A 13533-nucleotide genomic window follows, 5' to 3' on the forward strand; every position below is an offset into this window, starting at 1 on the left:
TTTTCTTAGATTCACAATCTTCCAATTCACTAATAAATTTTTTATATCTTGTATTCTACCGCATATAATTATTATTATGTGCGGTAAAAGTTTTTTGTAGATAAAATCTTAACTAATCCATTTCATTGTTAAAATGATAGATTTTATTTTTTCGGTTTACTTAAAGCGTTCTTTACTTCGCTTGGTAGAATTCCCATAAAATAGTCTTCTATATTATCCCAAAACCATTTTGAGTAATTTAGAATCTTTTCTTTTGGTGAATTTCCTTCTTGTTCTCTTGTAAAAAGATACTTCAACATTTCTACGCTTGTATAATGTTTATCCTGAACATCTTTTAATATGCTATTCTGATAAAAGTCACCTTGTTTAATAGATTTTTCTAGTGGATAAATTGAGTTCATTCTTAAATATATTTGTGGGTTGTTTCCACCCACCACTTGATAATTTAATAACTTTCGACTCTCCCCAATTCCAAGTGCTGCTAATTTCTCATCTAATTCAACACTATTTGCCCTCATGGAAAATGTAAGCATATCGCCACCGTTTTCAACAAAGTTATCTCTCGGCTTCAATGTTGCTAACAAACCTCTCTTAATGAATGTAGTGAATAAATCTCCATCATTGTGAATGATATACTTCGGTTTAGAATCTCCACTGTTCGGACGCTCAGATATGAATTTAATCTCTTTTATCTTTGAATATTCAAATGATGCGTTAATAACTGTTTGTGCAAACGTCATTGCTTCGAACTTATCAGAGATTTTTAATACTTTCATAAAATGATAGCCAAGATCATCAACCGAAAATTGTTTACCAGACATTTTATAACTATTAACGAATGTTTCAAATCCCTGTAAAATTAAATTATACTCGGAAACAATTGACTCAACTGATTCATTGTTATTTAACCCTACTTCTACCCCTGAAACATATATAAGCTTTTCAAAAATAGATTTATGCTTCAGTTTCCCTCTTTCTTCCGCTGAATATAATGCAAATTTGAAACTAGGAAAAGACATACTTCTGTAATATTTTTCCCATATTCCACTCAAGTTCACCTGATAAATAGCAGAATAACTCTCACTCTGTATTTCGTATAGCTTGCTAAAATACCTTCCTAAGCTTGAATGAATAAATATTCTTTCTAATTCAGGAGTAACCAATATTAAATCATTCCCAAATAGACTCCTTGGTCTCGCAACAAATGGCGAATATCCTAGCTTATTAGGTGAAGAAAAGTCTTTCTCAATCATTAATAAAACTGTCTTCACTTTATTGTCTAATGAATCTTCATCACGTTTGTTTTGAACAAAGATATATTTAAAATCCTCTGGACTAATAATTAAATTACGGTTATAACTTTTTTCTTTATATAAAGATAAAACTTTTTTCATAACCTCTATAATTTGACTCTTTCTAATCGCTGACATACCGTATAACTGTTTAACCTCGTTCATGTCACGATTTAAAAAATCAATCAAACCAAATCCATTAGCAACTTTTTTCTTATCCCGAGCTGCCCTTCCGATTTCTTGAATATAATCAACAACATTGCCAGTAGGAGCATAATGATAAACATTTGTAATATCAGGAATATCGATTCCCATTCCAAAGGCTTTCGTTGCTAAAACAAATTGTAAATCTCCACTTACATATTGATATAAAACCTCATCTTTTTCCTCTTTTGAAAGGCCTCCATGATATTTACCTGTAATTGAAGCAAGATCTGGTGCATTTTGCGTTAAAAAGTTATTAAAATCTGTCAACAATTTTACTGTTGGGAAATAAACTAATGATTTTTGTTTGTTTTTATGAGCTTTTAGTAAATGTCTCAACGCTAACGCGTGTTTCGTTTTTCGATAATCCCTTCCTTCTTTCTCTAAATCTTTTTCACTACTTTGAACAACCATAAATAACTCATCACGTCGAACTTTTCCGAAATATGAAATAGGACTTATCATATTAAGACTATTTCTCGTATCTAAATACATATCTTCTCGCCCACCGTATATAGCCGTTGCAGTGAATGTAACGATTGGGAATTTATACGCCTTTCTTAACTTAGCTAGATAAATACCTAAATACCAGTAGTCAGAACGAAACGATTTTCCCCAAGTAGTTACAATATGAGCCTCATCAATAATCACCACACCAATATTTCTATTACCAATTAGCATTTTAATATCGGATCGAGCTTGAAGCGTTTCAGGAGATAAGTATAAAATATCAACTTGCTGATTTTGAATTTCATCAAGTATACGTTCTTTTTCATAAGGTGGAGTATTTCCATTTATTGTTGCTGAATTTTTAATTCCTTTTCTTTGCATACTGTCAACTTGATCATTCATTAGACCAATTAATGGTGATATAACTAAAGTTAAAGGTTTATCATCTGCATATTTATCTGCTAGATATAACGCCGGGATTTGGAACATCACTGATTTTCCTGCTCCTGTTGCTGCAGTTATATATATATCTCGAAAATCTTCACCCTGCATTGCCTTTTCTGCCTGAATGACTATATCATCGATAATTTGAGCTTGCGAAATATTTAACGTTTCTTTAGATTGATTTTCTATGTTTTTATAAAACTCAATTTCTTTGTAATCATCGTACCCATAAACTTCATTCAATATTTTTACATAGGCATCTTCATTCACTATTACCTTTCTTCTTATTGATAATGTTGTAAAATAAATATTTATATCAGAAATATTAGCGAGAACATTGATACGCTCTAAATAGTTATTAGGTAGTAGCTCATTTGTTCCTGATAAAACAAATAAAACGTTATTGATGCCTTCTTTTGCTATAATGTTCATAATAAGATCTAAAAATGGAAGTTCATCATCCGATAATTCTATTTGCGAAATATTTTCGGTAGGAAAATCTTCGCTAAATTGAAATTCATATTCCTTCTCATCATAATATTTGAACGTCAATGGTTTTTCATCAAATTCTGGATACGTCACATAATAATTTCCGCTATGCTTTGAATAATCTATTTGTCCATAAAATTTTGAGACGTTTTCTAATATTTTTAACTGATCATTTTCTAATTCATTATCTTCTTGATAATATAAATAATGATAAATGCTCTCAACATTTGACAGTGTACCTCTGTATGGATACTGTTTATTAAACAGATTATTTTCAATCACCAATACAGGCATTTTATTAATTGCTTCTTGATCTCTAAATAATTGATATTCTTCAATTGTCATCCATAAATAATCATCTGTAAAAGTACGATGTTGAATAATATCCTCTATAACCTGTTCTTGTAACGTTGGTAAATCTACTGTATCGAAGTAGTCTATATTAAACGAAAAGTACTTTTTCTCTCTTTTTAATTCGCTTGTATTAAAACCTTTTAAAACAACAATCGATGGTCCATTTTGTTCCACGATTTTCTCAATTTTTTTTTCAATATTCATACAAATACTCCTTTAACACTGTAGTCGTTTTTTGTTTTCGAAGCTTCCTAAGAGCTTTGGCTTCTATTTGTCGAATTCTTTCTCTTGTCAAATTATATATTTGTCCAACTTCCTCCAATGTCTTTGTTTCATCGTTTTTAAATCCAAAACGATAATATAAAACTTGCATTTCTCTCTCCGTTAAATTCGATTGAAAGATCTCACCAATTGTATTTCTTAATTCAATTTTATAATATTCCTCATCAGGCATTTTTAAATTATCATCTAACACAAGTTCACCTAATGATGTGTTTTCATCATCTCCAACAAGGCGATCAAGACTATCTAAGTTACTTTGTGAAATATAAAAGCGTAATTCTTCTATTACATTAGTTGGTTCTTCCATTTCTTTAGAAATCTCAAATGTTGTAGCAGGTCTAGCTAATTCATTCCACAATTCATTCTCGATTTTTATGAATTTATTCATTTTCTCTCGATAATGAACCGGAATTCGTATTAATGTTGAATAATCCGCTATCCCCCTAGTAATCGCTTGTCTTATCCACCAAGTTGCATAAGTTGAAAACTGATAGCCTAGGGAAACATCGAATTTTTCTGCAGCCTTCAGTAATCCAATAAAACCAACTTGATACATATCATTCTCATCGAATCCCACTGTTGCTAAGCCTGAATAATGCTTTACAATCTTCCATACTAATTTTCTATTCGCTTCTACTAGATTGCTAAGTGACTTATTTCGTTTAAACTCATCTTCTGAATGTATTTGTTTTAAATATTCAATATTCCATGATTTATCAATAACATCTTCGAGTGAATCAACATGTTCAATGAAGCTGTCGTCATCCAATAAAGAATCTAAATCATTTTCAAAGAAATCATCAAGCTTATCAAAATCAATTCCATTTTCCGCTTGCACTGTATCGTCAATAATGATATAATCTTTTCTCGTTAGATCACTTAGAATATTCTCCTGTATACTCTCATCTATATTATTTTGATTGAACCATTTTATAAGAATACTTCTTTTAATTTCATTTCCTAGTTCAATACATTTATACAACTTCAATAATTTTGCCTTTAATACCGTTTTGGGATGATCAATGAATTTAATTTGCAAAGAATCTAGTTCATCATAAACGGCAAACTTTTCTTCGATGTCAAGTGTGTACTCTTTAAACCACTGGTCAACAATATTCTGCTCTATTTTACTACCAAAACGAAAATTATCATTAATCTGAGAAAGTAGATCATCTAGCTTTTTATTCATTTACATCACTTCCCTTACTTACCAAACCGTTATTTTATAGTTATCTTATAATCTTTAAAAGCTACATTGTCATCGCCTTACGATCATAGTCATTAGCATTTACAAGTACTTTTTCATTTTTTCATCAAAAGCTGTTGCACGATTATAGACCATATTAAAGACATTATTAAAACTTACCACATTACATAATTTTCTAAAATATCTATATTTATATTCCCACATTATATATGTTCAAGAATAATAGAGATCTCATTTTCCGACCATTTTTCTTTTATATGCATTTCTCCATCAAGCAGTTGATAAATTGCGTCCAACGCAATTTCGACCAATGTTCTGTTTGTACAACTGTAAAATCAGTTGGGAATTCTGATAAAATCCCCTTATGTTCTAATCCTAAAAAATTCGCTTAATTTTTTTCCGTAATTCACTTTCATCTAATCATTTAATAAATATTAAATATGTTAGTTACTCAATATTTGTTAATTAGTTTATATTCCCTTCCGTTCAAAGAGTCGACCATATCCCGTCAATTTTAATTTTAATGTCACCTGTAATCATGAAAATCCTCCTATGTATAACTACCTATTTATAGATTATCATATCTTAACCTTTATAATCAGTAAATATTTACCACATGAATAACCTCACTTATATTTAGTTGTATTTAGATATTCTGCTAGAAAACTTGCAGCTTCTTGAATACTCGTTGCCTTAAATAAGAATGAATTTTTTTAATTATACTTATTGGACTTACCAAAATATTACCCCACCTCATATAAGTACCATAATTTTACACTATTTAGGTACACCTAGTATAAAAAAGTTAAAAAAATTATTAACAATTCTTTTTTTATTTTGTTCAATCCCCACATTCTTTTTACAATAATGTAAATATATGTGATTATCGTTAATGTATCAAATTCCAAGTATTATCCTACTAAATTGTAAAAGAAATACCTTACTAAAAGAGGTGAGAAAATGTTCGTAGCAATTGATCAAAACAGAGAAAAACAATTTGCATTCAATGATGATAAGACCCTCTTAAAGTCTTTATCAGCTAAAAATGAACTTTATTGTCCCCACTGCCAAAAAAAGGTTTTCTTTCGAGTGGCCGTATACATCACTTTTACGATGAGGCTCATATTGTGAGGAGGTGATATACATATGGCAAAATTTATCGTTACTACTGGTCCAGAATTAGCATAATGCCAAAAAAGACCACTCATAAAAGTGATCCTTTTCATTCCGCTCATTTATATTTTAGAGGGCTATATCGAACTGTGAGTATAATATTTTATTAAGCAGAACTGTTATAACTTGTGGGAAATTATCCACGTAACATATTACGGCCACCGTTTACCGGAATAATTTGACCATTAATGAAGCCTGATGCATCTGATGCTAAAAATACCATTACTGGTGCCATGTCACGATCTACATCGCCCATTTCACCACGGAAAGGTACTTTCAGACGTTCAGCTTCTAAAAACTTTGCACGGGCTTCATCAGTTAAGTTGTTTAAATAGTGCTCGTACATTGGTGTTTTCATCGTTGGGTTCACACAGTTTGCACGGATATCGTATTTCAATGCCCATTCGTATGCAATTGTGCGTGTCCAAGAATATACAGCACCTTTTGAAGCAGAATATAATGCACCACCTGGCATACCTGTTGAAGCTGTATCAGAAGAGAAGTTGATGATATTACCTTCCCCTTCTTGCTCCTTGAAAATGTTGCACGCTGCTTGGTTTGTATAAATTGTACCGTTAATGTTTACGCCTAATTGGAATGCTAAATCTTCTGGCGTATATTCTTCAGCAGGTTTTAATTTTTCTACACCTGCAATATGTGCTAAAACGTCTAAACCGCCCATATCTTTTGCGGCTTGTTCAAATACAGAGAATACTTCTTCTTGATTTGCGATATTACAACGATAAAATGTCGCTTTCCCCGCTACACCAGCTTCTGCATTTACATCATTTACTGTTTGTTGACCCATTTCTTCATTAATATCTAGAACTGCTACTGTTGCACCTTCACGTACATAAGCACGAACAGTACCTGCAGCGATACCACTTGCGCCACCAGTCACGATAATGCGTTTATCTTTTAATTGCATATCAAACACTCCTTCAATTTGTCATTAACTATAGTATAAGATGTGCTACATATGATAAACGATTCCGACTTTACGCTAAGTGTTACGCTAAAGGAGACAATTTAAACCATTTGTTACCTACCTTGCTCATCATAATTTTGAAAAATAGGAAGTGTCCATCGCTCATAGTAGGATGCCATCAGCTTTGGTGGAATCAGCATACCATCTTTCATCCATTTCACGAGTAGCATTGTATGTGATGACGCATAGAAGTAAGTCATATATTCATGCTCTAAGTCAGATAGCTTTAACGGTTTTAATTTATTCGATATGATTTCACCCGAATGCTTTAATACAAATTCATAAAAAGAATTTTGCCCTGTAAATGCACTAATGCGTTCATAAAATTTGCGTTCCTTGTAAAATTGCTGATATTGCCACTCCAGAATCATTCCTGATGGTAAGTCCATATTTATATATAGCTCTCGCAACTTCTCCATCGGTGCAATAATGTCTTTAATTAATATTTGCTCAACGATATCGTTTTTATCTTGAAAGTATTTATAAAACGTCTTTCGTGAAACTTGTGCGGCCTCGCAAATTTCAGCAACCGTAAGCTTCGTAAAATCCTTATCCATGACAAGCTTATGAAAACTACTCATAATTTTAAGCGCTGTTTCGTGCAAAACTTTTTCTTTTTCCACCATGCATGCACCACTCTTCTTAGTTCAAGATTATAAATTTAAAGGAATTTATTAATATCAATTATACTATATATAACATAAGTATCAGGCACTCACACTAGTTATAATAGTCAAGATAAAGAAGTTCATCGCACTGCCTATACGGTTGCAGCATGTAAGATTTCTGAAATTAGCAATGAAAATAGAATCGATACAGACGAGGACTACACTTTAAAATACCCAGCTGTATATGATGGTTGCGGGCATTGCTACAAAGAAAAACACCGGAAATAAAATGAAGATAGGGAAGTCCGTGTGGCTTCTCTACCTTCATTTCTTACTAGCATAGTTTAATTAAAAATAATTATCTGAGTACCTAGCACTTTTTAAATTAAAATGGTGGATTAAACTTCAACATTTCTCTAAACTCATCAACGTTTGGTAGCTCACTTACTACCAATTCGATTCCAACAAGCTTTGCAACCGGCATTAAAATACGACATACTTCTGCTGATACGAATATTTTACTAGGAAGAACCGCTAAATCCTTTAACATATTCCAAAACAACAATTGCTGAACAAACGAATGTTTCCGAAATGGAACAATTTCATGGTGAATAACTTCTCCAGTAGTATGATTAACTATTATATTTATAAGAGGATACAGTGGACGTTCCTCCTCCCCGTCTACTGCATAAGGCATATAAAAATAATCAAATTCTATTTCTAGTGGACTCTTTTGCTTCTTTTTTATTTTTGCAACTTCTAAATCATTTACATCAATCTCGAGCACCCAATCTTCAATTCGTTCCATTTCAATAATGCCTAACAAATCCACTTCGCCATCATTTTGCACTTCAAATAGAGGATAGCCATACATTGGCACCATCGGATATTCCCAGCCACTCATCCGCATTTTGGTTACTTGAATCATCAGTTCTATTAACTCAATCATCGTTTCTACTTCATCATAATCCGGCTGCATCGGAACAAATCCAGGTTCAAATGTTTTGAAAGCAATCCAGTTTTTCTTCCCGCGGAACGATAAGCCATGTTCTTTAATTAGTTCATAATCTTCTTTATCAAGTTCATCTCGGTCAACATAATTCACCGTTAATGCACTCATATCAATTGAAAAATCATCCGATAAAGCTTCACCGTTAATAATTTTCTCTAATGATTGATAACCAAAGGCTTCATCATACATCATTAATCCATATTCCTGGCCACCAGCTCCCATAACAGAAATAAAGTACTTCATATCATTTAACTGAACCGCAATAATATCTTCATTATTAAAATACTGCCAAGGCTTCAGTTTTTTAAACTCGTCTGCTACCTCGAATAATGTTAAGTAATCCGGAAATAAATTGTCCATTAAACCTTTCTCAATTTCAGAAAATAAACTTCTATCTAACTCCATTTCCAGTTGCAATACTTTATTTAACGCATCAATATCAATATTTTTTCGTTTTGAAAATAAATCCCCTTGTCCATCTATGATACAAGCTTCTACATCTTCAATTTCAATTACTTTTTCTAATGTAAGCTTTAGTTTTATTCCGGTTTCAGTCATATAATCCATTCCATCATCAATCTTTACAAACCATTCTCCAACCGTTTCTTCCAAGCTTTCAAATTCATCATAACTCTCACTATAGAGTGGAATCACTTGATGCGATTTTTTTCCCTTTACTTGAAAAAATTCAAAAAACACATCGCTTTCATCTTCTATCGAGAATGCCGTTGATATAATTGTATCCAAATCAAAAAGGCTCATACTTTCAGATACTTGAACAATACGATAAATAGTAGGATTTTTTATACTTCGAATTCGAATTTGGTGCACATTAACGCCTCCGATAATTAATTTAATAGAATTTACTTAATTATCCTGTAAAACTCATATTTTTACACTATTTTATAAAATTTTCTTATGGTTGATAATCCCTGTTTATGGTGTGATATTTTATCAAGCGTTTTAAAGTTCAGTAAATTTATTGATTAAAAAGGGACATCGCACCCCTATGCGGTATCCATATTTTTTATAAAAGTCATTCGCACAAAAATTGGAGCTACTTAACTTTTTAATCTATACTTAAAACATTACATATAACCATCAATCGCTGTGATTGAAATGAGAAACCTATGATTATTCAATGTACAAAGAAAGTACTAGATACGCTAAACGTTGACGCTTCACAATTAGTATCACCAGATGGCTTTGACCAGTACCCTGAAAGTTTATTCGGCTGGCATGCCAACATCGTCACAATTTATAGAAGAAAAGTTTTAGTTTTGATGAATAATGAAACACGATTTCCCGTCGTGATCAATCGTCTATTAAAGAAGGACCTTGCTAATCTGGAGGAGTTAATTCACGAAGCGATTCGCGTTGCTCTGCGAATGGAAGGTGTTAGCAATGCGGTTATTGAAACGTACCTGGCTTCATCAAAGGGCCTAAGTTTTTCAAAAACTGCCAATCGAAGCATGGTCGCTAGATTGAATAATACTGTAAATGAGGTTGAAATGTGGGCAGAATTACTTGATAAAGATGCGACTATTCAGCGCTTTATTACGCCGCTTGTTGGTAGAATGATTCAATCAGATGCTCAAAAAAAGGCTTTTATCCGAATGAAAGAATGCTGGAGAGTTTGGCAAAATTAACTGATGTTAAGGACGTTGCAGATATAATGGATGTCGAGCTCTATCAACTGAATATTCAGCTCGCCTTAGACGGCCATGACATTTGGCGACGTGTACAGATTCCATCGAACTATTCATTTAGACATCTTCACAATTTAATCCAAATCGTTTTCGACTGGCAAAACTATCACTTACATGAATTTTCTGTCCTGCGAAAAGATAACAAGGATCTTAAAATTGTTATGGATGATGACCCTGAGACAATGGAATTCGCTAATTTTTCAGGCAATGAAATTGTACAAGAGCGCTTTGTTTCGCTAAAGGACGTCTTCGCGCAGCATCCAGAAGTCATTTACGAATATGATTTCGGCGACTCTTGGAAACATATTATTACACTAGAAAAAACAATCACTGCCACATTACAGCATGCAAAATTAATAGAAGGCAAAGGTGAACGCCCACCTGAGGATGTTGGTGGCTTACATGGCTTCAATGAATATTTAACAGTCATCAATGATCCGACTTCCCCTGAATATGAAAATATGCACGCTTGGGCAGCATCACAAAAGGAACGAACTTTTTCTTTAAAGTATACGAATCATCGCCTAAAGGATATATTGTACAACTACCGCTATTTTGAGAATGAACATATTTTAGATAACGAGGATTTTTTAGCAAGGTTTAAATAGGTGTTGTCGTGCTATTTTGCTGTTAACAGTGACTCAGACATAAAAATAAACCACCCCATCTCAAACTTGAGGTTTAGGCTGTGCACATTGCTACAAAGAAAAACAACGAAAATAAAGGTAGAGAAATCTATATGGCTTCTCTACCTTTATAAATGCAGAATATTAATAACTTGATCTCGCATTACAAGCTTCAACTAATTCGAGGCAAGCTGATACTCCTATTATTCTTGTAGCTATGGCTACTTCTTTTCCTTGGAATAGCTATTCGTGACAAGCTCCAGTTGCTTCGCGTCAAGCTTGCGTTAGTTCACGTCAAGCTATTATCCTCATTACATCTTTAACTACTGCTACTTGTGCTTCTTTCAATAGCTATTCGTGACAAGCTCCAGCTCCTTTGCGTCAAGCTTGCGTTAGTTCACGTCAAGCTATTATCCTCATTACATCTTTGACTACTGCTACTTGTGCTTCTTTCAATAGTTATATCGTGACAAGCTCCGGTTGCTTCGCGTCAAGCTTGCGTTAGTTCACGTCATGCTATTTCGCTCATTACCTCTGTAACTACTGCTACTTGTGCTTCTTTCAATAGCTATTCGTGACAAGCTCCAGCTCCTTCGCGTCAAGCTTGCGTTAGTTCACGTCATGCTATTTCGCTCATTACCTCTGTAACTACTGCTACTTGTGCTTCTTTCAATAGTTATATCGTGAGAAGTTCCGGTTGCTTCGCGTCAAGCTTAGCTTAAGTGATGTCAAGTTCTTGCTGTTCCACGTCTTCTCCTCTACTCAACACATAATGTAAATTCGGGTCTCTTTCAGATGTCGCTACTTTTTCTAGAAGCTTTTTTTCCTCTAAATTTTTCAAAATTTTCCTTGCATATTGTGGGCTTTTTTCTAAAGCTTCTGCAAGTTGTTTCGTTTTTAGCTTATCTTTAAATTCGCTTTCTTACGTCTCTGTTAAATGCTTCATGCGTTACAACTGTGGCATTTTTGGCTTTTGCATAAGCAATTAACCAAGCATCGGCATTAGATGCAAATTCACTTTTTGCTGCTTCTGTAAATTGAGGATTACCAAATGCCCACTGTTGAATTCGAGAATATGCTTCGATAACATCTGTTGCATCTGTTTCTTTAAAATAAGCTTCAAATTGGCTAGCACTCCAAATGTGTAATTCATCTGGATTTTCTATATTTGTACATAATTCATCTCTAATTTTATCGATACTACATATTTGCGAATTACCAGCTAAACTTACTAATCTATTCCAAAAGTCTGGGACAATATCAAACGAATAATAATCTCTATACGCATTAATAAAGACGTTAGCATCTAATAAGTACATTTCACCAACCTCCTAATTTATTAAATCTGTCAATATAATTATGAAATGTATGGGCTTTTAACCCTGTTAATTTATATGCATCAGTATATTGAATTGATTTATTTTTCAATTTGTAATCTATTGCAGAAGTAAACAGGTTACCTAAGCGTCTTCTAGTAGTATTGTAAAAATTACCGCCGCTAGATTTTTCTTTATTCAGATTTGAAAGCATTTCTTTATATATAGTATAAAATCTAAAAAATTCTTCTTTGTTAATTAATTTCAAATCTAACGCTCTTCTAGCAATTACAATCTTACTCACTTTAAATTTATTTGATAGTTTTTCAAACTTATCTTCACTAATTTCATTCCAAGAAGGAATAAATATAGATTCCGGACACAAAAATTCTACAGCTGCTCTATTACAAAGTTTTTCAATATCCCCATCAGAATCGTTTAACGGGGATGCAGCAACTATAGCAGTAGATCCTATAATTAGATGCGCTATTTCATGTATTAATGTAAATATTTGAGCTGCTTTAGAATCTGAAGCATTAATAAAAATTAACGGTGCAACTTTATCTACTAATACAAATCCTCTAAATTCTTCAACATTAAGTTTCCTTGTAGTATTAGTACCAACTATACCATTTACCATTACTGTTATATATTGCTCTTCACATTTAGAAATAAGTAATTTTAGTGCATCATCATAATTTTTCTCTATAGAAGCCCAGTTTTCTTGTAAATTTAAAATCTCATATATTTTAGCTGCAATAGTTTGAGGATTATTTCCACTAAATGAATTAATAAATTCTAATTCAATGCCTATATTTTCTTTCATATATTCTTTCATGAATTCTTGTCTACGTTCCATCGTATGAATTGTTTCTATTAAATCTGGACTTTGATTTTCGAGTGTTTCGTCTGATAACGTGCGATAGTGAGGTATAGCTAAATCTAGATTTGGTACTTCATTCAAGAAAAAATACCCTAATGGTGTATATGTCGCACTAGCAAATGCTTCTAATTGCTTAAATGTAGGATTCTTCTCGCCACTAATCCATTTTTTTACAGGGAACTTCCCCAATATTTTTTCCTCATTAGCTACTCTTTGTAAAGCCCACTCTATAATTTGAGGTTTGATTATAACATTAACCATTAACTCACCACCCATAATATGGAATTTATTTAAGCGTAGCATATAATCTATTACATTACTATATCTATTAAGGTACTTTTATATTCACTGACTCCCAAATTGAATGCCATTGAATGCCACAGCACAAAATCGGCTAAAAACATAAAAAGACCGAAACCCTTATTTACCAAGGGTTTCGGTCTTTTTTGAAATCGTTTGATTCCTATGTATGGAGACGGTGGGAGTCGAACCCACC

9 protein-coding genes are annotated in these 13533 nt (G+C 32.8%); 2 read left to right on the forward strand and 7 right to left on the reverse strand.

The window, feature by feature from the left end:
- Nucleotides 1-143 precede the first annotated feature (143 nt).
- From MKY51_RS14335 to MKY51_RS14355, 5 genes are all read right to left on the reverse strand, one after another.
- Entirely contained in the window at nucleotides 144-3437 is a 3294-nt protein-coding gene (locus MKY51_RS14335; protein ID WP_014822833.1) for a DEAD/DEAH box helicase, read from the reverse strand.
- A complete protein-coding gene (locus MKY51_RS14340) occupies nucleotides 3427-4704 on the reverse strand; it encodes a sigma-70 family RNA polymerase sigma factor (protein WP_014822832.1) in 1278 nt (425 codons plus the stop codon). The genes MKY51_RS14335 and MKY51_RS14340 overlap by 11 nt, the downstream gene beginning before the upstream one ends.
- 1327 nt (nucleotides 4705-6031) lie before the next feature.
- Nucleotides 6032-6823 carry an SDR family oxidoreductase gene (locus tag MKY51_RS14345; protein ID WP_339173291.1) on the reverse strand — a complete coding sequence of 264 codons (792 nt, stop codon included), beginning with the start codon at nucleotides 6821-6823 and terminating at the stop codon, nucleotides 6032-6034.
- A gap of 113 nt (nucleotides 6824-6936) precedes the next feature.
- Entirely contained in the window at nucleotides 6937-7509 is a 573-nt protein-coding gene (locus tag MKY51_RS14350) for a TetR/AcrR family transcriptional regulator C-terminal domain-containing protein (protein WP_339173293.1), read from the reverse strand.
- A gap of 367 nt (nucleotides 7510-7876) precedes the next feature.
- Nucleotides 7877-9334, reverse strand: a complete 1458-nt coding sequence (locus MKY51_RS14355; RefSeq protein WP_339173295.1) for a hypothetical protein — start codon at nucleotides 9332-9334, stop codon at nucleotides 7877-7879.
- A gap of 299 nt (nucleotides 9335-9633) precedes the next feature.
- Here MKY51_RS14355 and MKY51_RS14360 point away from each other — a divergent pair, with 299 nt between their 5' ends.
- Both MKY51_RS14360 and MKY51_RS14365 read left to right on the forward strand, forming a co-directional pair.
- Nucleotides 9634-10152 (forward strand): hypothetical protein, encoded by a 519-nt coding sequence (locus MKY51_RS14360; protein ID WP_339173297.1) that lies wholly within the window; start codon nucleotides 9634-9636, stop codon nucleotides 10150-10152.
- On the forward strand, nucleotides 10140-10820 hold the full coding sequence (locus MKY51_RS14365; protein ID WP_339173298.1) for a plasmid pRiA4b ORF-3 family protein: 681 nt from the start codon (nucleotides 10140-10142) through the stop codon (nucleotides 10818-10820). The genes MKY51_RS14360 and MKY51_RS14365 overlap by 13 nt, the downstream gene beginning before the upstream one ends.
- A 926-nt stretch (nucleotides 10821-11746) precedes the next feature.
- Here the strand turns inward: MKY51_RS14365 and MKY51_RS14370 are convergent.
- Nucleotides 11747-12157 (reverse strand): DUF4411 family protein, encoded by a 411-nt coding sequence (locus MKY51_RS14370; RefSeq protein WP_339173300.1) that lies wholly within the window; start codon nucleotides 12155-12157, stop codon nucleotides 11747-11749.
- A 1-nt stretch (nucleotide 12158) separates the two neighbouring features.
- Nucleotides 12159-13298, reverse strand: a complete 1140-nt coding sequence (locus tag MKY51_RS14375; RefSeq protein WP_339173302.1) for an ImmA/IrrE family metallo-endopeptidase — start codon at nucleotides 13296-13298, stop codon at nucleotides 12159-12161.
- Between the last annotated feature and the right edge of the window lie 235 nt (nucleotides 13299-13533).

The organism is Solibacillus sp. FSL R5-0691 (assembly GCF_037974225.1).
Lineage (GTDB): Bacteria > Bacillota > Bacilli > Bacillales_A > Planococcaceae > Solibacillus.

What these genes read in the sequence shown, in the direction of transcription:
- MKY51_RS14335 (WP_014822833.1), bottom strand. Translation starts at nt 3,437, where the DNA reads ATGAATATTGAAAAAAAAATTGAGAAAATCGTGGAACAAAATGGACCA.
- MKY51_RS14340 (WP_014822832.1), bottom strand. Translation starts at nt 4,704, where the DNA reads ATGAATAAAAAGCTAGATGATCTACTTTCTCAGATTAATGATAATTTT.
- MKY51_RS14345 (WP_339173291.1), bottom strand. Translation starts at nt 6,823, where the DNA reads ATGCAATTAAAAGATAAACGCATTATCGTGACTGGTGGCGCAAGTGGT.
- MKY51_RS14350 (WP_339173293.1), bottom strand. Translation starts at nt 7,509, where the DNA reads ATGGTGGAAAAAGAAAAAGTTTTGCACGAAACAGCGCTTAAAATTATG.
- MKY51_RS14360 (WP_339173297.1), top strand. Translation starts at nt 9,634, where the DNA reads ATGATTATTCAATGTACAAAGAAAGTACTAGATACGCTAAACGTTGAC.
- MKY51_RS14370 (WP_339173300.1), bottom strand. Translation starts at nt 12,157, where the DNA reads ATGTACTTATTAGATGCTAACGTCTTTATTAATGCGTATAGAGATTAT.
- MKY51_RS14375 (WP_339173302.1), bottom strand. Translation starts at nt 13,298, where the DNA reads ATGGTTAATGTTATAATCAAACCTCAAATTATAGAGTGGGCTTTACAA.